General features: G+C 70.7%; 17 protein-coding genes. 10 read left to right on the forward strand and 7 right to left on the reverse strand.

The window, feature by feature from the left end:
- The first annotated feature begins 239 nt into the window (after positions 1 to 239).
- From D7Y21_RS08215 to D7Y21_RS08235, 5 genes are all read left to right on the forward strand, one after another.
- Positions 240 to 2,078: a serine/threonine-protein kinase gene (locus tag D7Y21_RS08215; RefSeq protein ID WP_233612021.1), complete on the forward strand. Its 1,839-nt coding sequence runs from the start codon at positions 240 to 242 to the stop codon at positions 2,076 to 2,078.
- A 235-nt stretch (positions 2,079 to 2,313) separates the two neighbouring features.
- Positions 2,314 to 4,122, forward strand: coding sequence for a serine/threonine-protein kinase (locus tag D7Y21_RS08220; RefSeq protein ID WP_121712349.1), 1,809 nt, complete (start codon positions 2,314 to 2,316; stop codon positions 4,120 to 4,122).
- 239 nt (positions 4,123 to 4,361) lie between these two features.
- The gene (locus D7Y21_RS08225; RefSeq protein ID WP_158627254.1) at positions 4,362 to 5,828 is read left to right on the forward strand and encodes a serine/threonine-protein kinase; all 1,467 of its coding nucleotides are present in this window, start codon (positions 4,362 to 4,364) and stop codon (positions 5,826 to 5,828) included.
- Positions 5,829 to 6,047: 219 nt separating this feature from the next.
- Positions 6,048 to 8,147, forward strand: a complete 2,100-nt coding sequence (locus D7Y21_RS08230; RefSeq protein ID WP_158627255.1) for a serine/threonine-protein kinase — start codon at positions 6,048 to 6,050, stop codon at positions 8,145 to 8,147.
- Positions 8,148 to 8,328: 181 nt separating this feature from the next.
- Positions 8,329 to 9,762 carry a serine/threonine-protein kinase gene (locus D7Y21_RS08235; protein ID WP_233612022.1) on the forward strand — a complete coding sequence of 478 codons (1,434 nt, stop codon included), beginning with the start codon at positions 8,329 to 8,331 and terminating at the stop codon, positions 9,760 to 9,762.
- Here D7Y21_RS08235 and D7Y21_RS08240 read toward each other — a convergent pair.
- Genes D7Y21_RS08240 through D7Y21_RS08255 form a run of 4 tightly spaced genes read right to left on the reverse strand, consistent with a single transcriptional unit; the run spans position 9,759 to position 14,086 of the window.
- Positions 9,759 to 11,009, reverse strand: a complete 1,251-nt coding sequence (locus D7Y21_RS08240) for a nitronate monooxygenase family protein (protein WP_233612023.1) — start codon at positions 11,007 to 11,009, stop codon at positions 9,759 to 9,761. The two genes, D7Y21_RS08235 and D7Y21_RS08240, sit on opposite strands and share 4 nt — an antisense overlap.
- A 55-nt stretch (positions 11,010 to 11,064) precedes the next feature.
- Positions 11,065 to 11,886: a spermidine synthase gene (locus tag D7Y21_RS08245; RefSeq protein ID WP_121712360.1), complete on the reverse strand. Its 822-nt coding sequence runs from the start codon at positions 11,884 to 11,886 to the stop codon at positions 11,065 to 11,067.
- Between the two features lie 18 nt (positions 11,887 to 11,904).
- A complete protein-coding gene (locus D7Y21_RS08250; RefSeq protein WP_120563569.1) occupies positions 11,905 to 12,558 on the reverse strand; it encodes a hypothetical protein in 654 nt (217 codons plus the stop codon).
- Positions 12,559 to 12,568: 10 nt separating this feature from the next.
- Positions 12,569 to 14,086 carry a M91 family zinc metallopeptidase gene (locus D7Y21_RS08255; protein WP_121712362.1) on the reverse strand — a complete coding sequence of 506 codons (1,518 nt, stop codon included), beginning with the start codon at positions 14,084 to 14,086 and terminating at the stop codon, positions 12,569 to 12,571.
- Positions 14,087 to 14,365: 279 nt separating this feature from the next.
- Here D7Y21_RS08255 and D7Y21_RS08260 point away from each other — a divergent pair, with 279 nt between their 5' ends.
- From D7Y21_RS08260 to D7Y21_RS08280, 5 genes are all read left to right on the forward strand, one after another.
- The gene (locus D7Y21_RS08260) at positions 14,366 to 14,911 is read left to right on the forward strand and encodes a peptidase M23 (RefSeq protein ID WP_120563571.1); all 546 of its coding nucleotides are present in this window, start codon (positions 14,366 to 14,368) and stop codon (positions 14,909 to 14,911) included.
- 115 nt (positions 14,912 to 15,026) lie between these two features.
- Positions 15,027 to 16,193 carry a HEAT repeat domain-containing protein gene (locus tag D7Y21_RS08265; protein WP_121712364.1) on the forward strand — a complete coding sequence of 389 codons (1,167 nt, stop codon included), beginning with the start codon at positions 15,027 to 15,029 and terminating at the stop codon, positions 16,191 to 16,193.
- The gene (locus D7Y21_RS08270; RefSeq protein ID WP_121712366.1) at positions 16,193 to 17,173 is read left to right on the forward strand and encodes a HEAT repeat domain-containing protein; all 981 of its coding nucleotides are present in this window, start codon (positions 16,193 to 16,195) and stop codon (positions 17,171 to 17,173) included. The genes D7Y21_RS08265 and D7Y21_RS08270 overlap by 1 nt, the downstream gene beginning before the upstream one ends.
- A gap of 103 nt (positions 17,174 to 17,276) precedes the next feature.
- Positions 17,277 to 18,074: a ZIP family metal transporter gene (locus D7Y21_RS08275; RefSeq protein ID WP_121712368.1), complete on the forward strand. Its 798-nt coding sequence runs from the start codon at positions 17,277 to 17,279 to the stop codon at positions 18,072 to 18,074.
- A gap of 87 nt (positions 18,075 to 18,161) precedes the next feature.
- Complete coding sequence (locus tag D7Y21_RS08280) at positions 18,162 to 19,577, forward strand: sigma 54-interacting transcriptional regulator (protein WP_370038308.1); 1,416 nt, start codon at positions 18,162 to 18,164, stop codon at positions 19,575 to 19,577.
- Positions 19,578 to 19,583: 6 nt separating this feature from the next.
- Here the strand turns inward: D7Y21_RS08280 and D7Y21_RS08285 are convergent, their stop codons facing one another.
- The 3 genes from D7Y21_RS08285 to D7Y21_RS08295 form a co-directional block, all read right to left on the reverse strand.
- Entirely contained in the window at positions 19,584 to 20,999 is a 1,416-nt protein-coding gene (locus D7Y21_RS08285; protein WP_121712370.1) for a serine/threonine-protein kinase, read from the reverse strand.
- A gap of 3 nt (positions 21,000 to 21,002) precedes the next feature.
- Positions 21,003 to 22,568 carry a hypothetical protein gene (locus D7Y21_RS08290; protein WP_121712372.1) on the reverse strand — a complete coding sequence of 522 codons (1,566 nt, stop codon included), beginning with the start codon at positions 22,566 to 22,568 and terminating at the stop codon, positions 21,003 to 21,005.
- Positions 22,569 to 22,687: 119 nt separating this feature from the next.
- Entirely contained in the window at positions 22,688 to 26,629 is a 3,942-nt protein-coding gene (locus tag D7Y21_RS08295; RefSeq protein WP_121712374.1) for a serine/threonine-protein kinase PknK, read from the reverse strand.
- Positions 26,630 to 26,771: the final 142 nt, after the last annotated feature.

The raw sequence follows: 26,771 nt of genomic DNA on the forward strand, positions 1-26,771 counted from the left end.
GAAGCGCGACCCGGGAACGTCCAGGTGAGGACGGACCTGATTCTACAACGGGTCACCCCCGTTTCCTTGAGGCCGGGCCCCCTCCACGGATCAGCATTTTTCGCTCTGGAGAACTGGATTCTCTGATCAGCGAGGATAGGTCGGCGGGCGAGCGGGCAGATGGCTCGCTTGGACGCGCGACGTCATGGCGATGGCCCGATACCATGGCCCCAGACGGGCTCTCCCATGAACGCCGACGATTGCCAGAAGCGGGGTCACCGGAGGTGGTGACGGACGAGGAGGTCCCGGCGGCGCCGGCGCCGTCGGTGGATCCGCTGGTGGGGTCGACGATTGGCGAGTTCATCATCCGGGAGCGCGTGGGCGCGGGAGGGATGGGAGTCGTCTACCGGGCGGAGCACCCGCTGATCGGCAAGCACGCGGCCATCAAGGTGATGCGCGCGGAGCTGGTGTCCCCGGAGCAGGAGCAGCGGCTGCTGGTGGAGGCGCGGGCGGTGAACGCCATCCGGCATCCGGGCGTGCTGGACATCTTCAACTTCGGGACGCTGCCGGACTGCCGGCCGTACGTGGTGATGGAGCTGCTCCAGGGCCAGTCGCTCGCGGACCGGATGCGCGAGCGGGGCCGGATGGACGTGGGGACCACGGCCTGGGTGTTGGAGCAGGTCCTGGCCGCGCTGGCGGCCGCGCACCGGGCGGGGGTGGTGCACCGGGACCTGAAGCCCGCGAACGTGTTCCTGATGGAGCAGCCGGACGCGGCGCCGCTGATCAAGCTGGTGGATTTCGGCATCGCCAAGGTGATGCAGGAGCACGACGCGCTGGCGCGGGCGGACCGCTCCACGCTGGGGACGCCGGACTTCATGGCCCCGGAGCAGATCCGCGGCAGCGAGGTGGGCCCGGCCGCGGACCTGTACGCGCTGGGAGTGATGGCGTTCCACATGCTCACGGGCACCCGGCCGTTCCAGGGTGACAACGTGCAGGTGATGTTCGCGCACGTGGAGCAGGTCCCTCCCCGGGTGTCGTCGCGGGTGGAGGGGATTCCGCCGGAGCTCGATGAGCTGGTGTTCCAGTTGATGGAGAAGGCGCCAGCGAAGAGGCCCGCGACCGCGACGGCCGTGCGGCTGAAGCTCCGGGGGCTGGCGCGACCGCCCGTGCCCTCCGTGAACGTGGAGCCGGAGGCTGCACCGCCGTCGAGTGTGGAGCCGCGAGTTGCATCGGAGGTGCCCACGGCCAACGTGGCTCCGCCTCGCCGGAACGGGGTGTCCATCGCGGTGGCGGCGGTCGCCGGGGTGGCGCTGCTGGGAGTGGGTTACGGGTTGGGGATGCAGGCGCGGAAGGCGGAGCAGACGCAAGTGATTGCGCCGCCGCGACCTTCCGAGCAGGTGATGGTGGACACGAGGCCCACGATTCCGGTGGAACCGCCGCCGGTCACTGCGACGCAGGCCCCTGTCGAGGAGCCGCCCGAGGTCATCGAGGAAGAAGCGTCCGCGGAGGCGGAGACCGCGACAGCGACCCTGGCGAAGTCCACGAAGTTGCCACCGTTGCCGGCGGGGACTGCCTCCGAGAAGAAGATGGAGCAGCGGCTGGCAGGTCTGTTCAAGCTGCTGCTGGCGCGGGCGAAGGACGTGGATGCGGACGGAGCGCTGCGCGGCAAGCTGCTCCAGCAGTACCGGGCCGCCGCGGATGCGAAGACGGACGCCGAGCGTGCGCGCATCCATGTCGCGCTGGATGACATCGAGAAGGAGCTGACCCAGCGCATCGCGCTGCACGACGCGCCCCCGGCTCCCGTCGTCGCCGTTGTCACGCCCCCCGTGGCGCCCCGGGTCCCTGCGCTCGTGATTCCCAAGCTCCCCACCCTGCCCCAGGGCAATGCCTCCGAGCAGAAGCTGGCCCAGCGCATGGACAAGCTGGTCGCGGAGCTGCGCAAGCGCACTCAGAACCAGGACGTCGCGCCGGAGCTCACGAAGCAGCTGGTGGACATCTTCACTGAGGCCGCGAAGGCCCAGACCGCCACCGAGCGCATGACCGTGCATCAAGCCTTGGATGCGTGGCAGGAGCGGCTGACGGCGCGCTTCCCGCGCTGAGCATTACGTCCAGGGGATCCACGGAAGTCCCGAGCCCTCAACATCCACATGACGGGCCTTGGCGGGCGTCGCCATGAGGGATTCCTCCGGAGGTAACAGGGAGGAAAAGGACCGGCTCACTGGAAGTAAGGGGACCTCCGCGTCGCCTGTCGAACGAGCGAACAACCGGCAAGTCCTCAGGGCACGCGACGGCGTCCCGGGCTCACGGTACTGTCACCGCAAAACGAGCTTTTCCATGAAGACGCGAAGAATTCCGGAGACGGGGGCACACCGGGCGCTGACGGAGCGGGAGGTGCCGGTGGCGATGGCACCCACGGCGCCAAAGGCGGATCCGCTGCTGGGGGCGCAGCTGGGTGAGTTCATCATCCAGGAGCGCATTGGCGCGGGTGGGATGGGGGTGGTGTACCGGGCGGAGCACCCCATCATTGGCAAGCAGGCCGCCATCAAGGTGTTGCGTGCGGAGTTGATGTCGCCGGAGCAGGCGCAGCGGTTGCTGGTGGAGGCGCGGTCGGTCAACGCCATCCGTCATCCGGGCATCCTGGACATCTTCAACTTCGGGTCGTTGCCGGACGGGCGGCCGTACGTGGTGATGGAGCTGCTCCAGGGCCAGTCGCTCGCGGAGGTGTTGCGCTCGCGGGGACGGCTGGACGTGGGGACAGCGGTCTGGATGTTGGATCAGATCCTCTCGCCGCTGGGGGCGGCGCACCGGGCGGGCGTGGTGCACCGGGACCTGAAGCCGGCGAACGTGTTCATGGCGGAGCGGCCGGACGCGGCGCCCATGCTCAAGCTGGTCGACTTCGGCATCGCCAAGGTGCTGCAGTCGCAAGAGGGACTGACGCACGCGGACGGCTCCGTGTTGGGGACACCGGACTTCATGGCGCCGGAGCAGGTCCGCGGCGGCGCGGTGGGCCCTGCCACGGACCTGTATGCGCTGGGCGTGATGGCGTTCCAGATGCTCACCGGCGCGCGTCCGTTCCAGGGAGACAACGTGCAGGTGTTGTTCGCGCACGTCGAACAGGCACCGCCGCCGCCCTCGTCGAAGGTGGAGGGCATTCCGCCAGAGCTCGACGCGTTGGTGCTCCAGTTGCTGGAGAAGGCTCCGGCGAAGCGGCCTGCCTCCGCGGAGGAGGTGCGGCAGAGGTTGAAGGCGCTGTCCCTGGAGCGGCCTCCGGATGCGCTGGGACCTTCCGTGGCGGTGGAGCCGAAGCGGGAGGAGCCCACGTCTCCGGCGGCGCCCCGGCCGCCGGGGCTCGCGGATCGCTGGAAGGTGGCACCGCTCGCGGCGGCGGCGGTCGCGGGGGTGGCGCTGCTGGGCGCGGGGCTCTGGTGGGTGACGCGGCCCGCGGAGACGCCTCCCAGGTTGGAGCAGCGTCTGCCCATGCCGGTCCCGCCCGTGGTGAAGGCGCCGGATCCGGTGGTGCCACCCGTGCCGGATCCGGTCGTGACAGCCGAGCCCGAGCCCGAGGAGCTCGAGGAAGAGGCGCCGGAGACGGAGGTGAAGACAGGACTGCCTCCGCTGCCGCTCTCGACGGCGTCGGAGAAGAAGCTGGCGCGGCGGCTGTCCGGGTTGTTCAAGCAACAGCGGGCGCGAGCGAAGGACGTGGACGAGGAAGGAGCGTTGCGCGGCAAGCTGATCCACCAGTACCGGGCCGCCGCGGACGCGACGACGGAGGCCGAGCGCGCGCGGATCCACATGGCGCTGGATGGCATCGAGAAGGAGCTGGCGCAGCGCATCGCCTTGCATGACGCGCCGCCCGTGGTCGTCGTCCCGGAGATGCCCAAGGTCCCGCCGCTCGTGCTGCCCTCGCTGCCCACTCTGCCCCGGGCCAACGTGTCTGAGCAGAGGCTGGCCCAGCGCTTGGACAAGCTGGTCGCGGAGCTGCGCAAACGCACGAAGGGCCAGGACGTCGCGCCGGACCTCACGCGGAAGCTGGTCGGCCTCTACACGGAGGCCGTGAAGGCCGATACCGCCACCAACCGCATGGCAGTGAATCAGGCGCTGGATTCGTGGCAGGAGCAGCTGAACGCACGGCTCCCGCGCTGATCATCTCTCCCCAATAGAGAAGTCAGACAAGACCCTGAGTGGGTCATGTGGATCCACGGGTTCCTCCGCATCGGGAATGCGGATCAGGGGATGTTTGAAAGCACTGGGAGCGCATGGCTATGGTTCGCGCGCCAGCGCCCCCCATGAGAAACCCCTCTTCCTCTCGAAGCGACGCAGGGCAATCCGCCCAGCCAGAGTCTCGGTCCAGCGCAGCCCCGGATCCCCTGCTGGGCACACGGGTGGGTGAGTTCGTCATTCAGCAACGCATTGGTGCGGGCGGCATGGGCGTGGTGTATCGCGCCGTGCACCCGCTGATTGGCAAGCAGGCCGCCATCAAGGTCCTTCGGATGGAGTTGGTGTCCGCGCCGCTGGTGCAGCGGCTCCTCGTGGAGGCCCGCTCGGTCAATGCCATCCGGCATCCGGGCATCATCGACATCTTCGGGTTCGGCAGCCTTCCGGATGAGCGGCCCTACGTCACCATGGAGTTGCTCCAGGGAAGACCGCTGTCGGACTTCGTCCGTGCGAAGCGGCCCATGGAGCTTGAGAGCGTCGTCTGGGTCATGGACCAGATGCTGGCCGCGCTGGAGGCCGCGCACCGTGCGGGGGTCGTGCACCGGGACCTGAAGCCCGCGAACGTCTTCATCGTGGAAACCGCCCAGGCGCCGGCTTCCGTGAAGCTCGTCGACTTCGGCATCGCGAAGCTCCTGGAGTCACACGACACCCCGCTCACGGCTGACGGTTCCGTCATCGGGACGCCGGAGTACATGGCGCCGGAGCAGATCCGCAGTGGCGGCGACGTCAGCCCCGCGACGGACCTCTATGCAGTGGGCGTGATGATGTTCCAGTTGCTCACCGGCGTGCGCCCGTTCCAGGGGGACTCGGTGCAGGTGATGTTCGCGCACATGGAGGAGCGCTCTCCCGCGCCCTCTTCGCGCGTGCCCGGGCTCCCGCAGGAACTGGACTCGCTGGTCCTGCAGTTGCTGCAGAAGGACCCCTCGCGGCGCCCTCCTTCCGCCGAAGCCGTGCGCGAGCGCTTGAAGCGCATCCCCCTGCGCTCCGCGCCCCGGGCCCCTTCGCTTCCGAGGCCAGACGCAACACCTACGACAGCACCTTCCGCGGGAGACACCGTGACGCACAGCACGACACAGGATGCGATCAATGCCATCCGCCCATCACCTGGCCTGCGCTGGGGGTTGGCGGGGGCAGTGCTGCTCCTGGTTGCGGGGGCCGCGGTCATCCAGCGCCGGACGCCCGATCCCGTGCCAGCAGTCACCTCCGAGCCCCCTCCCGCCCACGTCGCCAAAGCGCCACCACGGCCGGAACCCGCGCAGCCCCAGCTTCAGCAGGACTCCCGTTCGGAAGTACAGACGCCGCCACCGGCGCCCGCTCAGGAGCCCCCCGAGGAGCCGACGACGGTCACCACCTTGCCAGCGTCCAGTCCGCCGCCCGCGCAAGCGCAGATGCTTCCCCCTCCTTCGGTAAGCATCCAGGACAAGAAGGATGAGCTGCTCGGGCGGATCAAGACCCTCGTGGCGAAGATGCGGGTCCGGAACGGAGGCAAAGACCTTCCGGAGGACATTGTCGAAGAGCAGGTGATGCTCCTGAACAGCATCGCCACGGCGAAGACCCGCAAGGAGCTGGCCACGATCAAGCAGGCGCTGAACGACTTCGAACACCGCCTGGATCAACGCTTCCCTGCGCGCTGACCCGCGCATGTGGCGGGAGGCAATCCCTGGCGGGTATGATTTTACATCCCGGCAGTCACTCACGACCCGCCGCCCCATGCTGGTGGGTTGTTTGGAATCAGGGGAAATGGGCGGCTATGGTCCGCGCGAACTCCCCTCATGAAAACCCACCGTCCTTCCATTCCCGACGGGGCGACGCTCACCCTGCGGAAGACCGCGTCGGCGGACACCACGCCTCTCGTGGATCCGCTGCTCTCGTCACAGATTGGTGACTTCACCGTCGAGGAGCGGATCGGCGCCGGAGGAATGGGGGTCGTCTACCGGGCCACCCATTCCCTCATCGGGAAGCAGGCCGCCATCAAGGTGTTGCGCGCGGAGCTCGTCTCCCCCCGGGTGCATGAGCGGCTGCTCGTGGAAGCCCGTGCGGTGAATGCCATCCGGCACCCGGGCATCATCGACATCTTCGGCTTCGGCAAGCTTCCGGATGGGCGCCCCTACGTCGTGATGGAGCTGCTGGAGGGCCGGCCGCTCTCCGAGCTGCTGTCCGACCAGAAGCGGTTGGACGTGCCCACCGTCCTCTGGATGTTGGATCAGATCCTCTCAGCGCTGGGGGCGGCACACCGGGCGGGGGTCGTACACCGGGACCTGAAGCCAGCGAACGTGTTCATGGTGGAGCCGCCGAACGCCGCGCCCACGATCAAGCTGGTCGACTTCGGCATCGCCAAGCTGCTGGAGAACAGGGAGAGCCCGACGACCCTCGATGGCTCCGTGCTGGGCACGCCCGAGTTCATGGCGCCCGAGCAGATCCGCGGCGGCACGGTGGGCCCGGCAACGGACCTCTACGCGCTGGGCATCATGGCGTTCCAGATGCTTACGGGCGCGCGGCCCTTCCAGGGCGATCCCGTCCAGGTGCTGTTCGCCCATGTCGATCGGATCCCTCCGCTGCCCTCCTCGCGCGCGGAGGGGATTCCCCCGGAGCTCGACACGCTGGTGCTCCAACTGCTGGCGAAGGACCCCGCCCTGCGCCCACCCTCCGCCGAGGCCGTGCAGCAGCAGCTCCAGCGGGTGCCCACGGAGTCCCGCACCCAGACCTTCGCGAGGCCCCCGGGCCTGAAGCCCAAGGCATCCACACAGCGCCCGGCCCCTGTGCCCAAGCCCGCCGCGGCCCGTGTCGCCACCCGTGCGCCTGTCGTGGTCGCGGATGCTGAAGACTCGGGGACGGAGACGCTCCAGACCCTCCGGCGGCCAGCGCGCCTGGGCTGGATGCTGGGAGGCGCGGCGTTGCTCGTGGGCCTGGGGGCTGGAGCGTGGTGGCTGAGCCACCCGGTTGCTCCGACTGAAGCGGTCCCCACGCAGATAGCGCCCAAGCCTGAAACCGAGCCCACGAAAGAAGTTCGCGTCAAGCAGGCCACTTCGGAAACTTCCCAGGCCGTGGGCACCACGGTGACCGTCCCGTCGACGGAGGAGGAGCCTGACAAGGAGGCCGAAAAGGTTTCGTCCGAATCCGAGGAGAAAGGGTCACCTTCACGGCCCTCTCGCACGGGAAGAATCACTTACAAAACCAAGGTCTCCTCAACGTCATTGCCAGAGCCCATCCCCTCTGTAACTCCGGAGCCGCCCATCGCGGCCCAGGGCAAGGCCACTGTGACCGATGTCACGGAGACTGAAGGCAACAAGTTCGTTGGGACACCCGCTCCGCCCCCGACGCAGCCCGCGTCCGCCCCGGTCGTCGCGCCGCCCGTTGCTGTTGCGCGCTTCGCGCGGCCGAAGCTCTCGCAGGACTCGTCCACGCAGAGATACCTAGCGAAGCAGCTGGATGCGCTGTACGAGGCTCTCTATTCCCAAAGCCCCAACGGAAGCCCTCCACCAGCTTTTCAGGAAAGCCTAGTCAAGTACTACCAGGCGGCAGTCAGGGCGGAAACTCCGAGCGAGGCGAACCTCATCCTGGATGACATCGAGCGCTGGGAAAAGAGTTTCAAGCGCTGGCGTTCCGATCCCCAAAAATTTCCGGCGAGCTTCACACCTGCTCTGGCCGAGCTTCCCAAGCCACCGTCGCGTGAGCCTGTCGTGCCCGCCCCCGCCACGCCACCACCGTCCACCTCTGTCACCTCGGTTCGGAAACTCTCTATCGCCGAGAAGGTGACCCTGAAGCTGGAGCAACTGGCCAAGGAACTCAGGAGTCGAACCGGTGATGCGGGAAGCGTTCCGGAACTCGAATCCCAACTCCAGCAGTTCCACACAGAGGCGAATGCCCCGGAGCAGACGTCCGACGGAAGTATGGCCCTTCTGAACAGAATGGACGCCTGGCTGGAGAAGCTGAAGGCGCGCTTCCCGCGCTGATCATTTCTTTCCCAGGGAAGTCAGGCACGACCCTGTGGGTCTCCCTGTCCCAGGAGATCCTCCACATCGTGATCCGCTGACCCGCGGATGTTTGAATGCATTGGGAGCGCATGCCTATGGTTCGCGCGCCAGCGCCCCCATGAAAAGCCCCCGCTCCTCTCGAAGCGATGCCACACAGGTCATGCGCCCCCCATCGCGGGTCAGCACGCCTCCGGATCCTTTGTTGGGTTCGCAGTTGGGGGAGTTCGTCGTCCAGGAGCGCATCGGCGCGGGCGGCATGGGCGTGGTGTACCGCGCCGTGCACCCGCTGATTGGCAAGCAGGTCGCCATCAAGGTCATGCGCGTCGAGATGGTGTCGCAGCAGCAGGTGCAGCGCCTGCTGGTGGAGGCCCGTGCGGTCAATGCCGTCCGGCATCCGGGCATCATCGACATCTTCGGCTTTGGCACCCTCCCGGATGAGCGCCCCTACGTCATCATGGAGTTGCTCCAGGGACGGGCGCTCTCTGATTTCGTCCGCGCGAAGCGCCCCATGGACCTGGAGTCCGTCGTCTGGGTCATGGACCAGATGCTCTCCGCGCTGAGCGCCGCGCACCGTGCCGGCGTGGTGCACCGCGACCTGAAGCCACCCAACGTCTTCATCGTGGAAGCGCCATCGACTCCGGCCGCCGTGAAGCTGGTCGACTTCGGCATCGCGAAGTTGATGGAGTCGCGCGACAAGCCGCTGACGGCGGACGACATGGTCATCGGCACGCCGGAGTTCATGGCGCCCGAGCAGATCCGCGGCGACACCGTCGGGCCGGCGACCGACCTCTACGCGGTGGGCGTGCTGATGTTCCAGTTGCTCACTGGCGTGCGCCCCTTCCAGGGCGAGTCCGTCCAGGTGATGTTCGCGCACCTGGAGCAGGCGCCGCCGCTGCCTTCGTCGCGCCTCCCGGGACTGCCGCAGGAAGTGGACGCCCTGGTGCTCCATCTGCTTGCGAAGAACCCCGCGTCACGGCCGCCTTCCGCCGAAGCCGTGCGTGAGCAATTGAAGCGCATCCCACTGCGCTCGCCTCCTCGCGCGCCATCCCTCACGAAGACCGAGATCCCGCTCCCTGCGGGTGACAGCAATACGCCCAGCACGCAGGAAGCGCTCAAGGCCATTCGCCAACCGCCGGGCATTGGATGGGCACTGCTTGGCGCGTTGGTGCTGCTGAGCGTAGGCGCTGGCATCGTCCGGCTCCGCTCAGTGCCTTCTCCTCCTACCGAAACCCCAGCCGATACGAACCCCCATGGGACTGAGGCGAGCCCCCATGGGACTGACGCGGGCCCACATGAGACTCATGAAGTCATCCAGGGGGCTGACGCGGGCACCCCTGGGACCGACGCGGGCGTGGACGCCAGGTCTCCGAAGCCCTCACAGGCAAAGAAGGAGCTCTTTCAGCGCATCCAGCGGCTCCGGACGGAGTTGTTTCGCAGAAGCGCGGGCGCACCAGAAGCAAAGGCGCTGAAGGAGTCACTGCAAGCGATCGCGCAGTCCGCGAGCTACGCGCGCTCCGCAAAGGACTACGCGGGGGCCAATTCCGCGCTGGACGACTGGGAAGACCGCCTCGAACAGCGCTTCCCGGCGCGCTAACCCCGGTCGTCCTCGTCCGCCTCATCCAGCCCCTCCGGCGACTCCAACAACCGCCGGGCCCGCTCCATCATCTCCACGACGATCTGCCCCGCGGGCTGCACGGTGTCGATGCGCGCCATGCTCGCGCCTCCCGCCGGGAGGCTCATCTCCTCCAGGTCTCCCTGCGTGTCCGGCGTGGGCAGGAAGGAGCTGAACCTCGGCATCACGTACTGCACGTCCAGCACGCCCGGGAACAGCCGCGTCGTCCCGATGGCGCCCGACTCCGCCGTCGCCGGCACGCTCGACTCCCGCCCCGCCCACTCGCGCACCACGCGGTTGCGGATCACCCGCATGCGCTTGCCCGGCCACTCCGGCCCGAACAGCGTCGTCATCGCCGTGTCGCCCGCGTCCCCGTCCACCAGCCGCTCTTTGTAGAGCGGGTGCGCGTACGCCTCCACCGACGCCACCAGCCGCGTGCCCACCCAGACGCCGTCCGCGCCGTGATGCAGCGCGCGCGCCGCGCTGAACCCGTCCGCGATGCCTCCCGCCGCCAGCACCGGCACCACGCCCGTCAACTTCCGGAACTCCTTCAGCAAGACCAACGTCGGCGTGCTGCCCAGGTTTCGCCCGCCCGCCTGCCGCCCCTGGGCGATGAGCCCCTCCACCCCGGCGTCCAGCGACTGCCTCGCCAGCTCCACCGTGCCTGCCTGCACCCAGACCCGCGTCCCCGCGGCCTGCAGCGATTGAATCCACTCGCGCGGCGGCAACGCCCAGTGGAACACCACCACCGGCACCTTCGCCGCGATGCATGTGTCCACGTGGTCCCGCGTCGTGAAGCCGTGTGGCTCCTTGTCCACGATGAAGTCCACGCCGTAGGGGCGTTGCGTGCCCGCCTGGATGGCCTTCAGCCGCGCCTCCAGCACGCCCGGCGGCTCTGGCGCCGTGCCCAACATTCCCAGGCCGCCCGCTTCCGAAACCGCCACCACCAGCGGAGGCAGGGACACGAACGCCATGCCTGCTCCGACGAAGGGATAGTGGATGCCCAGCTCGCGCGTCAGCCGCGTCCTCAGCGTGTTGCCCTCCAACACGTAGATGGGCTTCGACTTCGGACGGGCCTCCAGGCCCGCGGCATCGGACTCGCCATCCGCCAGCGTCGCCTCGTCCTCGGAGGAAGCAGAGGGCTGGCCGGGTCGTCCGTCGTTCGCGCCGTTCATCGCGTCTCCCGAAAGGATGCTGACGTACCGAGCCTTCAAGATTAGCAGCGCCACCCCCTGATTCAGCCGCGGCCGGGCGGGGCTGTGCTCACTGGCCAGCAGAGCGGCCTCACTCCTCCGGGATGAGGCCGCCGGGCCCCAGTTCCGCGTCCGTCAACACCCGGCCCCGCCCCAGCCGCCGCGTCAGGGGCCGGTAGCGCTGCGCCACCAGGGTGCTCAACCGGAAAGGCAGCTTGCGCTCCCGCTCCACCCGGCGGGCCCGCTCCACCAGCGCCTCGCGCGTCAGCCGCAGCGGGCCTTCCAGCCCCACCAGGATGCGGTTGGTCGTGGTGGGCACCTCGAAGACGGACAGGCCGTGGAAGCTCACCTGGTAGGTGCGCACCATCGCGTCGTAGTGCGGGTTCGCCGCGGACTCCCAGACGTTGCTCACCACCGCCCCGCCTCGCGTCAGCCGCGCGCGCACCGCGCCCAGGAACTCGCGCGTGGCCAGGTGCCCGGGAATCTGATCCGCTCCGTATGCATCCAGGAGGATGAGGTCGTAGGGCGGCCCGTCCGCTTCGATGAAGGCCCGCCCGTCCGCCACGTGCGCGCGCAGGAGCGCGTCCTCCTGGAAGCCGCAGTACTCCTTCGCGGCGTCCACCACCGCCGCGTCCAGTTCCACCACGTCGATGTGCGTGTCCGGCAGCACCGCGCGCAGGAACATGGGGATGGCGCCCCCCCCCAACCCGATGGCGAGGATGTTCTCCGGCCGGGGCACGAACGCCAGCGACACCATCGCCATGCGGGTGTACGGCAGCTCCAGCCGCAGCGGCTCGCCGGGCCACACCACGCTCTGGCGCGCGCCCCCGTCGCCGAAGCGCAGCGAGCGGCGCCCTTGCTCGTCCTCGGTGACGATGACGGGCCCGGAGCCGTCATCGCGCTCGTCCTCCACCGCCAGGGCCCGGGTTCCCTACTTCGCGTCCGTCACCGGCAGGGGTCCGCTGTCCAACACCCGCTGTGCCATCACCACCGGCCCGTACCGGGGCGTCTGGATGGGCGTGCCCTGCGCGTCCTTCCCCTGGCTGAGCGTGATGGCGTCCGCGTCCGGCAGGTAGCCCACGCGCAGGGACACCTCGCGCACGGTGGACAGCTCGCGCGTCTCCTCCGGGCCCGTGGGGTACGGCAGCGCGGTGCGCAGGGGCAGCGGCACCACCGCGCGGCGGTTCGCCGTGGCGCCCGGCTCCACGCGGCTGACCGCGGGCACCTCCGGCGCCTCCACCTCCAGGTTCTCCGGCACCGGCACCAACATCCGCGACAGCACCACCTTTCCGCCGGACAGGTCCACGTAGGCCCGCTCGGGTGCCAGCGTGAGGTGGCCGCTGAAGCCCACGTCCCACAGGCCGTCCGTGAGCAGCACGGCCTTCTGCGTCCGGTTGTGCACCGCGTAGGTGACGGCGAGCGTGTCCGCCTCGTGCGTCACCGACTCCACCTTCAGCTCCACGTCCGCCTGGGCCACGCGCTGTCCTCCTGGCTCCGCTGGGGGCGCGGGCCGCTCCGGCGCCCGCGCACAGCCCACGATGATTGCCAGCGCCATGATGGCACCAGCGCGGCGGAAGGTCTTCATCCCCCGAATCCTAGTAGCGCGGGCGGGTGGGCAGGTTCAGGTCGTCACGCAGGACGTTCTCTCCGGGACGTCCGCCCTGGACCACGTCCGGCGTCGCCGGGTTCTGGTCCAGGTCGATGGGCAGGCCCACCGCGGAGGTCTCCAGGTTGCGCGTGCCGTCCTTGGAGCCCAGCGCCAGCGTGCCGTTGTTCATGTCCGAGGCGTGCACCAGCTCGTGGAACAGACCCACCACCGGCGGGCGGTTCATCCACTCCTCGCTGCCCAGCGAGATGCGCGTGGTGTTGTAGTTCACCTGCGAGTCCGTGCCCTTGCCCGGCGTGCCGTCCGCGTTCATGAAGCCGTCGTTGAAGTTCGTGCCGCCCGCGCTGTTGCCGCTGGACGTCTCGCGGATGACCGTCTTCTTGCCGCTGTCGTCCAGCGTGCGCAGCAGGTCCTGGCCCGAAGGCAGCGAGCGCATCGCGTCCAGGTCCGACTGCACGCGCGCCTGGAACTCCGCGCTGCCCGTCACGGAGACGGAGGAGCCCCGCTGGTCCGCGTCCGTCATGTCGACGATTTCACGCTCGCCCTCGGCCGCGTCGGCGGTGGTCTCGCCCTCCTCCACGTAGAGCTTGTCCGTGCCCGTGCCGCCACGGACGGTGTCCTTGCCCGCGCCGCCCGCCACCGCGTCGTTGCCCGCGCCACCCGACAGCGTGTCGTTGCCGCGCCCGCCGATGACCTGGTCGTCGCCCTCGCCGCCGTAGGCCCGGTCATCGCCCGCGCCCGCGTCGATGTAGTCCCGGCCACTGCCGCCGGACAGGGAGTCGTTGCCGTCCAGGCCGTACATCACGTCGCGGCCCTCGCCACCCATGATGCGGTCATCGCCCGCGCCGCCCTCCAGGTAGTCGTCGCCGTCCTGGCCCTTCAGCGTGTCCTTGCCCTCGCCGCCAATGACGGTGTCGTTGCCCGCGCCGCCGATGAGCGTGTCGTTGCCCGCGCCGCCCGTGAGCTTGTCGTCGCCCTCACCGCCGTCCAGGGTGATGTCCTGCGTGACGCTCTTGTCCACGGTGATGGAGTCGTTGCCCGCGCCGCCGTTGATGATGGCGCCCTTGGCCTGCTCCGCGGTGAGCGTCACCGTGTCGCTGCCGGACTTGATGGTCAGCCCACCGTCCTTGTTCTGCGACACCGTCGCGGTGTTGTTGCCCGCGCCCAGGTCCACCACCGTGCGGCCGTCCGCGTTCGTGCTCACCTGCGGCGCGAGCGCCTTCGCCACGCCCTTGGCGATCTTGTCGATGGCCGATCCGATGCCCGACCCGATTCCGCCCAGGAAGCCACCGCCGTCCTTGTCCTTCTTCAGCGCCGTCTCGGTGGTGCGGACCTCCGTCAGCTGGGGACGCGAACCCGCGCGGGGACCCGAGTCGAAGCCGTCCGACATCCGCTGCGTGACGGCGGCCTTCACCGCGTTCGGCTTCCCGGGCGCGGCGGGCGTCTTCGGCTGCGGGGTGCTGACAGGGGACGTCGTGCGCGAGCCGGGCTTGCCAATCGTGGTCATGTCGCTTCTCCCAGGTGACGGAGACACCTGGCCTGAGGGTCCCGGCAGCGGTGCGCCAGGGTCGGCAGAACGCCGACATTCCAGATTGTCGTGAACGTTTGCCGCCAGTTGCGTCGCACACCGGGAAACGACACGGCGCGGCACGGAAGCCCTTGGAATCGTTGTGTTTCTCAATTCCCGATTCGCGAGACGGTTTCCAGTTTTTCATGTATTACGGCTTCACCACCCCCGCCCCATTCGAGGGGAAACGGGGGGGTGGATGACGGGAGGGAGCACCGCATGAAGCTGAAGACGTTGCTGTCCGCCGGGGTGGCGTTGGCCGCCGCGGCGTGGGCCAGTCCGGGGGTGGCGGCCACGGCGAACGGCCCCATCTGCGACCCGGCGGCCTACGTGAACTCGACCACCTATTACAACTGCACCGGGAGCAGCCACACGGCGCTGGATATCGGCAACGGATCCTGCGGCGAGTGGAACCACCGCGGCATGCTGGTGGGCAACTACTACTATTACTACTACGGCGGCTGCGCGGCGGCCTGCTACGGATCCACGTGTAACGGCGGCGCGGGCAACTACTACGTGGTGTCCGGCGCGAACGGCTGGGACTTCCGCCAGCTGCACTTCTACGCCAACGTCAGCTCCGGCACGAAGACGTGCGACCGCTGCGCGCTGGGGCTCGTGGGCGGCACGGGCAGCGCCACTGGCCCGCACGTGCACGCGGACAACCGGCAGTACGGCACGCGCAAGTCGGCCTGGTACACCAGCGTCGGCACCACGTGCGGCACCAACGCCAACTGCACCAACCGGCTGGGCGTTCCCACGCTGTAGCCAAAGCGTGCAGGTGTCCTCGGGCGGGGGCCGCACGTCCCCTGCCCGGCTTCACATCTCCGATGTCCGGCGCGCGTGCGCCCGTCCTTCCTCCTCCGCGTGAGCCCCCTTCGACATGACCTCCCGTCCCCTCTTCAAGGTCGCGCTCGCCGGCCTCGTCCTCCTCGTCGCCCTGGGCGTCGTGTGGTGGCGAGGTTCGGCCGGGAGCGATGACGCCGGTCCTCCGCCGCACGTCGCGGTGACTCCTGCCATGGCCACGGCCGCCGCCGGGAATGCCACCAACGCGGAGCCTCCGCCCTCCGCGCGCACGGGCCCGCGCGAGGAGATTCCGATGCCCGGGTGCTGGGACGGGCTCGCCGCGTTGGACAGGTCCGCGACGATGGAGTCGCTGCACGCCGCCGTGGCCGCCGCCATCCAGGCGCGCGACACAGCGCTGGTGGCCTATCTCCAGGAGCGCCTGACGGAGCTCGTGGGCAACGACCCGGACCGAGCGCTGCAACTGGTGGCGTGGGCGGTGAACGCCGCGCCGCCAGAGCCGGCCATCTACCTGGAGGCCCTCAAGGCCTCGCCCGCCGTGCGCCACCCGCGCGTCACGGAGAAGCTGGTGTCGGTGGCCGAGGACAAGTCGGTGGCCACCACGGACCGGGCCTCCGCGTTGGACGCGCTGGAGACGCAGCACCGCTTCACGCCGGAGACGCGCGGCCGGCTCAAGGCCATCGCGATGGATGACTCCGCCGACTCCGCCGCGTGGATGGCCACGCGCACGCTGGGCCGGGTGATGAAGGAGGACTACGAGCGCACCGGCACGTATGCGCCGTACTGGAAGGACCTGCTGGACATCGGCACCACGTCGGATGACTCGGCGGTGCGGCTGCTCGCGCTGGAGATGCCGTCGTACTCCGACCCGCTGCTCGACTCGGACTCCATCGACGCGCTGGCCAAGGTGATGCGCACCGACAAGGAGCGCGACGTGCGCGAGATGGCCGCCTTCCGGCTCGCCGTCACTGAAGACCCCCAGAAGGCCCTGGCCGCGTACCGCGCCGCCTTCGACGGCGAACATGACCTGTGCGTGCGCTGGGCCTTCCTGCGCTTCGCGGTGCGCGCGGCCGGCGCGGATGCCCTGCCCCTGGTGGAGGAGTTCGCGCGCAAGGACCCGCGCCTGCGGCAGGACTATCTGGACTTCAAGGCGCTGTACGCCACCGGCACGACGGACTTCGCGCGCATCTGGCAGGGCAAGAAGGAACACCACGCCTGCGTGGTCGAGGAAGGAGCGCCGCACTGATGGGCTCGCGAACGATGAAGGCCCGGGTGCTCTGGCTGTCGCTGCTGCCCGGCCTGGCCCTGGCGCAGGGTGCGCCCGTTGCCGTCCCCACCCGGACGGCCTGCACGGTGGAGGGCATGCTGGACGAGGTGCGCGTGGCCATGAAGACGGGCTCGCCCGCGTACCGCAAGTACGCGCGGCTGCGTTTGAAGGAGGCCGCCATCGCCATGCCGCCAGAGGCCCTGGGCCGGGCGGTGAGCCAGGAGCGAGACCCCGCCGTGCTGGAGGCCGTGGGCGCGGCGCTGGCCACCAAGGCGAGCAACGCGCAGAAGCCGGAGCTGCTCCAGCCGCTGCTCTCCCGCGCGAGCCAGGACGCGGACCCCGGCCTGCGCGCCGCGGCGGTGCGCGCGCTCCAGGGCTCGCCGTCGGTGGAGTTCATGGCGAAGAACGGCGACGTCGTCACCTACGAGCAGCTCGTGCGTGACAGCGCGCCGGAGGTGCGTCAGGCGGTGGTGGAGAACCTGGTGACGGAGAGCGCCGGCATCTACTTCGGCCACAACCCGGAGCTGGCCGAAGCGGCGGTGAAGGTCGCCACGGCCACGGACGACCCGGCGCTGGCCAAACGCCTGCTGGGCGAGGTCTCCATGGAGGCCGCGAGCCCGGAGGTGGTGCGCAAGCTCACCCAGCAATTGCGCTCGGAGGACGCGGGCCTGCGCGCGGCGGCGGCGAAGGCCCTGGGCGGCGTGCCGAGCTCCGAGTCCGCGGGCGCGCGCCGCTCGCTCACTTCTCTGTATCGGAGCGACAGCGACCTCGCGGTGCGCAAGTCCGCGCTGGAGGGGCTGGCGCGACTGGGCCAGTCCGGCGCCCGGCCGCTCCTGGAGTCCCTGCGCGGCGTGGACAAGCGGCTGGATCCGGAGATCGACGCGTGGCTGTCCGCGCTCCAGAAGAACCTCCAGGAGTGGCACCTCATCCTGCGAGAGAAGCAGCGCCTGTCGCCCTGAGTGCATCCTCCCGGACACCGCAGTTCCATGGCGGGCATCCTTCGCGCCCCGCCCCGCCGAAAAGGTGGCCGGGCGGCGGGGAGTGCGACAGGTTGAGGGGGCCATGTCCGACAGCGGTTTCGGCTCGTCCACCCTCGCACTGGCGCTCGTTGGCAGCGCCGTCACCGTGCTCTCCACCAGCCTGGGCGCCGTGCCCGCCCTGGCCATGGGCGGCATCTCCCAGCGCACCAAGGACGTGCTGATGGGCTTCAGCGCGGGCGTGATGCTCGCGGCCACGGCCTTCTCGCTCGTCGTCCCCGCCATCCACCTGGCGGAGGAGCGCACCACGTCGCGCTTCGTCCCCGCGCTGGTGGTGGGCGGCAGCATGCTGGTGGGCGGCCTGTTCCTGCACCTGTGCAACCGCTTCATCCCGCACGAGCACTTCATCAAGGGTCAGGAGGGAAACGCACAGGCGGCGAACCTGAAGCGCATCTGGCTGTTCGTGCTGGCCATCGCGCTGCACAACTTCCCGGAGGGCCTGGCGGTGGGCACCGGCGTGGGCAGCCGCTCCATGACCATCGCCGTGCCCATCCTCGTGGGTATCGGGCTGCAGGACATCCCGGAGGGTTTCGTCGTCGCGCTGGCGCTGATGGGCGTGGCGTACAGCCGCAAGCAGGCGGTGCTGGTGGCGCTCTACACGGGGCTGGTGGAGGGCGTGGCCGCGCTGGTGGGCTTCTTCGCCACGTCGTTCGCGTCAGGCGTGCTGCCGTGGGCGCTCGCGTTCGCGGGCGGCTCCATGCTGTACGTCGTCAGCGACGAGATGATCCCCGAGAGCCACCGCCAGGAGTACGCGAAGGAGGCCACCGCCGGGCTGATGGTGGGCTTCGTGCTGATGATGTTCCTGGACGTGACGCTGAGCTGACGCTGTGCGTGCGCGCACCGCGTCTGTGTCCTGCCGGACACCCGGCGTCCCCGCCCCGTGTGGCCCGGACGTGGTAGTTTCAGGTGCATGTCTGTGTCGGATCGAACCCGCGTCGACGGGACCCCCGGGGAGTCGAAGGACAAGGGCGCCCACCTGGACGAGGAGGGGCAGGAGGCCGCGCTCCACGTGACGCTGCCGTATGAGCAGGCCCGCCGTCCGGGGGACCTGCCCACGGTGCGCCGCTTCCGCCTGTCCGTGGTGGAGGGCCCGGGCGCGGGCACGGTGTGGGAGTCCACGGCGGACACCTGCTCGGTGGGCTCGCATCCGCTCAACGACTTCGCGGTGGAGGACTCCACCGTGTCGCGCTTCCACTGCGAGGTGCGAATCGGGCCCAAGGGCCCGCAGGTGAAGGACCTGGACAGCCTCAACGGCGTCATCGTGGACGGCGTGCAGGTGGTGGAGGGCATCCTGCGCAGCGGCAGCCTGCTGCGGCTGGGCCGAGTGGTGCTGCGGTTCGACTTCAGTGCGGAGAGCAACCGGCTGCCCCTGTCGGAGTTGACGCGCTTCGGCACGCTGGTGGGCACGTCCGTGGCCATGCGCGGCTGCTTCGCGATGATGGAGCGGGCCTCCGCGCGCGACGTCACGGTGCTGCTGGAGGGAGAGACGGGCACGGGCAAGAGCCAGGGGGCGCTCGCCATCCACCAGGCCAGCCGGCGCAAGGACGCGGCGTTCCTGGTGGTGGACTGCGGCGCCATCCCCGCGCACATCCTGGAGAGCGAGCTGTTCGGCCACGAGAAGGGCTCCTTCACCGGCGCGGTGAGCCGGCGAGCGGGCGTCTTCGAGGAGGCCGACGGAGGCACCGTCTTCCTGGACGAGATTGGCGAATTGCCCCCGGAGTTGCAGCCCAAGCTCTTGCGTGTGCTGGAGAACCGGGAGATCCGCCGGGTGGGCAGCAACACGTACCAGCCGGTGGACGTGCGGCTCATCGCGGCCACGCACCGCGACCTGCGCGCGGAGGTGAACGCGGGCCGCTTCCGCTCCGACCTGTTCTTCCGGCTCGCGGTGCTGCGCATCGCCATGCCCTCCCTGCGCCAGCGGCCGGAGGACCTGTCCATGCTGGTGTCGGGCATCCTGGCGTCGCTGGGCGCGGACCCGGAGCGCACGGGCGCGCTGCGCACGCCGGAGTTCATGTCGCGGCTGAGGCACGCGGCGTGGCCGGGCAACGTGCGCGAACTGCGCAACCACCTGGAGCGCTGCCTGGTGTTCGAGGACGCGCTGCCCCTGGCGGAGGAGGACTCGCGCCCGGAGGGCAGCCCGCTGGAGCTGGACCTGTCGCGGCCATACGCGGAGCAGCGCCGGCGCGTGGTGGACGACTTCGAGCGGAGATACCTGCGGGCGCTCCTGGAGAAGCACCAGGGCAAGGTGGCCCAGGCCGCCGTCACCGCCGGCATGGACCGCGTGCACTTCTACCGGCTGCTGCGCAGGCACGGCATCAAGCCGTAGGCGGCTTCAGCGCCGGGAGGAGAGCCGCCAGCGCTCGGCGGCCTCCGGCACGGGGCTGGCGACGAAGTCCGCCTCCAGTCCCCGCAGCGCCGGGCCGGTGACGATGGGCGTGGCCGCTTCTCCGTCATCCCGCACCCAGCCGGGCAGGTGGAGCAGGCCCCCTTCCCCGCCCGTCGCGTCCCACGCGGAGGCCGTGGTCTCCGTCCAGCCGTGAGCGTCTTCCCGCGATGTCATCCGGTCCACGTGCACGGTGACGTGCAGGCTCGCGGTGGAGGTGTCCTTGCCCGTCAGCGCGAGCCCCACGTCCAGCACCCGCGCGCGCAGCTCGCGTTCACGGCGCACGTCGTCCGGGAGGCTGGCCACGGCGAGCAGGCACACGCCGCCCATCACCCGCACGTCCAGCCCGGCTTCGCGCGCCAGGGTGCTCGCGCGCTCCAGGCCCGCGTCCAGGTCCTCCATCGCGGCGGGGTTCGGCTCGCCCGTCAGCCGGGCCTCCACGTACAGCCCCACCGCGCGTGGCACCTCCACCGGCGCCGCGCCTCCCAGCACCGCGCCCCGCAGGTCCTCCAGCAGCGCGTCCACGTCCGGGTGGCGATCCTCGCGCGCCTTGCGCAGACACCGCAGCACCACCGCGTCCAGCGCGGCGGACACCGGCGCGTGCTCTCCGGGACGGGGCGGCGGCGCGTGCAGGTGCTGCTGCTCCACCTCGTGGCGCGTGGTGCCCTGGAAGGGCGGCATGCCCGTGAGCAGTTGGAAGAGCAGCACGCCCGCGGCGTACAGGTCCGTGCGCGCGTCCGGCACCTCGCCGCGGATCTGCTCCGGCGCCATGGACAGCGGCGTGCCCAGCACCACGCCGGTGTGCGTGAGCGACGAGCTCCCCGGAGCGCCCGGCACCAGCCCCTTCGCCACGCCGAAGTCCACCAGCTTCACGGCGGGGCCTCCGCGCCCCGGCGCGAGCCGCACCACGTTCTGCACCTTCAGGTCGCGGTGCACCACGCCCGCCGCGTGCGCCACACGCAGCGCCGCGCCCACCTGCTCCATCACCTCCAGCACCTCACGCGGGGACAGGGGCCCTCGCGTGGCCAGCTCCGCCGCCAGGTCCTGCCCCTCCAGCCACTCCATGGCGATGAAGGGCCGGCCGTCCGACAGCTCGCCGTACCCCAGCACCGTGACGATGTGCGGGTGGTGCAGCCGCTGCAGCGTGGCCGCTTCACGCCGGAAGCGCCGCAGCGCCACCGCCGCCGCGGCCACCTGCGGGTGCAGCACCTTCAGCGCCGCGGGCACTCCGGATTGCGCGTGCCGCGCCCGGTACAGCGCGGACACGGGGCCGTGGACCTGGACGCGGTCCACGACCCACTCGCCCACGAGCGCGCCGGGCCGCAGCTCCTCGCCGTAGAGGGCCTCCTCGCCATTGCCCGCCATGGGCTAGCGCTTGCCCCGTGAGCTCTCCTGGGGCGGCGGGGGCTCCGTCCAGCGCTTGCACAGCTCGCGGTGCTCTTCATCCACCAGGTCGCACGCGCCGTTGAGGAAGACGGTGACGGGCTCCTCCCAGAGCTGGTTGGACGTGTCCATGCAGGACTCGAAGTCGCCGTCGCCCGACAGCAGCGGGCCGTCCTGCGTCTTGCACTGGTAGGGGACGTTCGGGGCGGTGCTCCAGCACGGGCCCGTCACGGTGGCCGCGCAGTCCTCCTGCGTGCCCGGCAGCGCGCAGACTCGGTAGGTCGCGTAGGCCCGGCCGTACACCCAGCCCGGGTCGTAGCAGGAGTAGAGGTCCTTGAAGACGGGCTTCGACTGGCGGCCCTTCGGACGGTTGATGGTGTAGCGGTCCTTCTGCCCCGCCACCAACGTCACCGTCACGTTGATGTCGTCGCGCAGCGCGTCCCTGCCGAAGAGGTTGCCGTAGAAGGCGCCCTCGCGGACCCGGTACACGGCGCGCTCGGAGAGCGGCGCCTGCACTCCGGCCGAGACGCCCACGGTCGCCGTGCCCTCCGCGTCGCTGTCCCAGGGCGCGGTCATCACCGTGAAGTACCCACCCGACACGGGGCAGGTGAACTTCACGGAGGGGTCCGTATCGATGGAGGGCGAGGGGTCCGTGGACTCCGGCACACACCCCTGGCTGGACTCCACGTGCCGCGCGTCCGTCTTGTCGCAGCCGGCGATGCCATTGCACACGCGCAGCACCATGCGCGCTCCGGAGCTGGAGCCCAGCGGTGTCCCCGACGGGCAGACCGCCGGGCCTCCCGCGCCCACGGAGATGGTCTGGCCCGCCGGACACCACCCCACCGAGTGCATCTTCCAGCCACAGTTCCGCTCCGCGCCCACCGTCTGCTCGTCGCACGGCACGGCGCTGCTCACCGACGCGGTCGTGGACGGCACGTGCGCCAGCGGCTCCGTCCACGCGTCCAGCGCGAAGGGCTCCGCCATGGAGAGGACGGGCTCATGGATTTCCCCGCGCATGGACAGCTCCACGCGGTAGCCCAGGCCGTTGTTGCGCGACAGGAGACACGCCGTCACGCGCCGGAGGCACGCGTCGCCCGGCGCCTGCGTGCGCCACCACGGACAGAGGCCCGCGGAGCCGGCCCATTCACTGCGCTGGGCGCCAGCGGGTTTGAAGGGGTTGAGGTATTCGAGCGTCTCGCCCTCGCCCAACGCACAGCTCACCAGGTACGCCATGAAGCGCTGCGCGTACGGGTCGCGGAGCTGGTGGTTGACGAGCGCGCTGTCCGCGCCGGGGATCATCTCGTCGGGGTCGAAGAGGGACTCCAGCGTGTTGGTGGACAGGGCCGCGTTGGCGTCGTGGTTCGCGGCGATGGCGTTGAGCACCAGCTCCCGCGTCGTGAGCGAGTTGGCGATGCGGATGTCCGCCTTGCTCGTGCCGAGCGTCACGTCGGCATCGGCGCTGGCGGTGGTGTCTTCCGGGAGCGAGGGCTCGCAGCCGGTCAGGGCCAGCAAGAGGAAACACCAGGGGACTCGGAGGACGGAGGAGGCCATCGCGCGAACACTCCTTGGGTAGGATTTGGAAATGGGAGGGGAAGGAAACCCCAGGCGCGGCCTTCTTGTCTCCCTGTAGCGCGAAAGGTTACGTGAGCGGCACCGTGTAACGATTCCCGTTACAGCGCTGAGGGTGCGAGCGCGGCACGCAATGCGTGGAAACGCGTAGACCACAGGGGGGCTTCCGCCACGGCGGGTCCGGCACGCTCGAGCCACGCGCGGGCCTCGTCCATGGCGCCCGTGCGGCGCGCGATGTCGGTGGCCTGCAGGAGGATCTCCGCTTTCTCATCCGGTGAGGCCAGCGCGTCCGCTTCGGTGTGGAGCGCGGCCCAGTCCGTCGCGAGGAAGGCGCCGGCGGCCTGCTGATGGACCTGGAGCTCCACGAGCCGCCGCATGATGGCGGTGGGCGGCAGGGATTCCGGCGGACAGCGCTCGGCAATCCAGGCGAGCTGGCGGGCCGCCGCTGCCTCGTCTCCCGCGGCGGCCTGGATGCGAGCGATGAGCAGCGCGTCCACGGGCACGGGGTGTTCACGGAAGAAGCGCACGCCCAATTCATGCGCGCGCTGCGCGAGGGGGAGCGCTTCGTCCAGGCGGCCCTGCATGTAGAGGACCTCCGCCAGGTTGAAGGTGGACCAGCGCTCCATCTGCGCGTGGGCCAGCTCCCGGCCCAGGGCCATGGCCCGGCGCAGGTCCGCTTCCATGCGGTGCACGTCGCCCTGGCGGAGCCACAGGAGGACGCGGTTGCTCAGCACGGCGGCCTTGTGCAGTCCGTCGCCCGCGGACTCGCAGCGCTCCAGGGCCTCGTCGAAGCGTTCGGCCGCTTCCGGCGCGCGGTCCAGGAAGGTGAGCGCGGCGCCCAGCAGGGCCAGCGACACGACCAGCGTCTCGTGGTCCCGGGCGCGCTCGGCGCCTTCGGCGGTGGAGGTGAGCACGCGGGTCGCGGCGGCCCATTCGCCCTGACGCACATGCAGGCGGCCGCGTGCGAGGCCACAGCGAAGGGACAGGCGCGGCGCGTCCAGGGGCTCGATGGCGTCGAGCGCTTCGCGCGTGCAGGCGGCGGAGCCCTCCGAGTCCTCCATCCAGTCGCGCGCGGTGGCTTCCTCCAGGAGCAGGTCCACTTCGAGCGCGGCGTCGCCTCGGGTGCGGGCCAGGGCGCGCGCGGTGGACAGGTCCGCGAGGCTTTCACGGAAGCGCTGGAGGCGGTGGCGGACCTTGCCCCGTCCCGCGAGCGCCTGGGCCCTTCTCGCGTCGTCGGACTCCGGGAGGAGCGCGAGCGCGCGTGTGTAGTGCTGCTCCGCTTCCACGGAGAGGTGACCGGTGCGGGCCTCCTCCGCCAGCGACAGGTAGTCGCGCGAGGCTTCCAGGTGGGCGCCGCAGACGGCCGCGTGGTGGGCCCGGCGGCGGCGTTCGGCCACGTCATCCCCCACGCTGGCCTTGAGCGCGGCGGCGTGCAGCGCGCGGCGGGGCGCGGGAGGCAGCAGGGCCTCCAGGGCCTCGCGCAGGAGCGGATGGCGGAAGGCGAAGCGGCCCGGACCGGTGGGACGCAGGAGGCCCGCGCGGGTCAGCCGTTGCAGGCCGGCGCCCGCGTCCAGGGCGGCGGCGCGCGACAGCTCCGGCCCAGCGGTCAGGTGGCGCAGGGCCGCGTCCACCCGTGCGACGTCCACCTCCGTGCCGAGCACCGCGCACAGCCGCGCGAGCACACGGTGGGCCTCCGGAAGGCTCGCGAGCACGCGTGGGGCCAGCCGTTCAAAGAGCGGCGTGACGGAGACGTCCAGCAGCGCGTCCGGCGCGACGTACCATCCACCGCCCGGCGCTGAACGCAGGGCCCCGGCGGCGCGGAGTGCGCGGGCCAGCTCGACGAGGGACAGGGGCACGCCCTGCGCCAGGAGCTCCAGGCGCGCGAGCACGGGTTCGGGGATGTGCTCCGCCGGGCGCAGCAGGTGGACGAGCACCGCACGGCTGGCTTCCGGAGGCAGGGGCGGCAGCGTGTGGCGTGAGGACTGGGCACTGCGCTCGCCCAGGTGGGGACGCAGGCCCAGCAGCGAAGGCCGTCCGGCGACGCAGATCCACAGGGGCGCCCTCGGACCTTCGAGCGTGGCGCGCTCGAGCACATCCAGGCTCAGGGGATCCGCGAGGTGCGCATCGTCCAGCAACAGCACGAGCGGGGTTTCACGGGCCTGGGCGAGGAGTGCCTCGGCCAGGATGCGGGGCTCCGCGGACGGACGGCCCGCGACGGCGCGCAGGGAGTCCAGCAGGGCGTTGGACAGCGACGCATCTGGCGGCGGCGCGCGCAGTCGGACGACCCGGGCATGGCCCGCGGACTCCAACTGGAGCGCGAGCGCCTTGAGCAACCGTGACTTGCCATGCCCCACCTCACCGGTGAGCACGCCCAGGCCCGGAGCCGAGGACGACAGGCTCCGCGCCGCGTCCGCGACCAGCGCATCCAGCAGCGCTTCGCGGCCCACGAACGGAGGAGGCTCTCCATCAGCACGAGCGCCGTCCTCGTCGTGGAGGCGCAGACGGATGACCGCCCCGTTCTCGCGCGCGGCGTCCACGGGGCGCGGTGACGCCGCGCGTGCGCCCTCCGCGGCTGCTCGCGGCACGGCAGATTCACGTGTCCCGGCTGCCTGTGTCGCGGCGTGTTCGCCCTCTCCGGCCGCTTGCGAGGGAATGGACTCACGGCTTACGGGCTCGGCGTCACTGTCGTCCTGCCGGGTGACGGGCTCGATCCATCCAGGCTCGAGCCGCGCGACCGCCTCCGGTGACACCCGCACCTCGCCTTGCGCGAGTGCCCTTCCCCACCACGTCTCCGGCCGCTCCAGCGCGGCGCCCGCGATGCGCGGCAACGTGGTGCCCGGATGCACGTACAGCACCGCGACGTGCAGGACCGCCGAGGCCTCTCCAGACTCCACCAACCGCCGTGCCGCGAGCGCGCCCGCGCGCACGTTCGCCTCCGCGGACAACGACTCGCAGAAGACGAGCAGGTAGCCGCCCGCCGCGACCCGTGCCAGCACTCCGCCGAACGGCTCCAGCGTGGCCGCCAGCCCATCCACCGACGCGGCCGTGCGCAGTCCCAGCACCGCCACCGGACGCGCGCCCGCGAACGTCACCAGCGCCTGCGCCGGCCGCGCATCCCTCGCCCCGACGACACCAGACAGCGAAGGCCCTTCCGCGCACGCGGCCTCGAACGCGGCCAGCACCTCCTCCGCGCTCGCGTACCGTTGCGCCGGCTCCTTGGCCAGGCACCGCGCCACCACCGCGTCCAGCGCCACCGGGACCGCTGCACGCTCCGACACACGCGGCGGACGCTGGCTCACGTGGCCTTCGCGCACCTCGTCCGGAGTGCCGTGGAAGGGCGGCGTCCCCGTGAGCAGTTCGAAGAGCAGGACGCCCAGCGCGTAGATGTCAGCCGCCGGGCCCGCCTCGCGCGCGTCCAGGCACTGCTCCGGCGCCATGTAGACCGTCGTGCCCGCGCGGTTGCCCGCCGCCTCCGCCGGCCCCGCGTCCCTCCACCGCGCGAGCCCGAAGTCCAGGAGGCTCAGCGCGCCACCTTCGCGCAGGAAGATGTTCTCCGGCTTGAGGTCCCGGTGCGCGACCCCCACCGCATGCACGCGCGCCACCGCCGGACACAGCCCCGTCAGCAGCTCCCGCACGCGCGCCACGGACGCCGCGCCCGTCCCTGGCAGCGCCGCCATCCACGCCGCGAGCGTCTGCCCTCGCAACAGCTCCTGCACCAGGAAGGGCCTGCCCCCCACCCGCCCCTCCTCCAGCACCTGGGGCACCGTGGGCGGCCCTACGCGCCGGAGCGCCTCCGCCTCATGGGCGAAGCGCGCATGGTGCGGCCCCAGTCCCACCTTGAGCGCCACCTCGCGACCCTCCGCTTCGCGCACCGCGGTGAAGACGTGAGCGAAGCCCCCCACTCCCAACAGGGCGGCACCGGACAGGCCGGGGACGTCTGGGATCGCCAACGGCTCCAGGGGGAGACCCGGCTCGGCGGCGACGCCATTCACGGGACACGCCGCGCCGGGAGCGAGGCGGCGGTGGCAGACCGGACAGCGCATGCGGATGCCCGAAGGCTACCAGAGCGCTTGCGCCAGCACGATGCCTACCCCCACCAGTCCCTCGCCCGCGATGAGCCCGGCCGCCAGCGTCACGCCCGGCCCTTCCGACGCGGGCCTCCACCGTCGGGCCAGCTCCCACCCC

This window comes from Corallococcus sp. AB045, from assembly GCF_003668895.1.
In the GTDB taxonomy this organism is placed as follows: Bacteria; Myxococcota; Myxococcia; order Myxococcales; family Myxococcaceae; genus Corallococcus; species Corallococcus coralloides.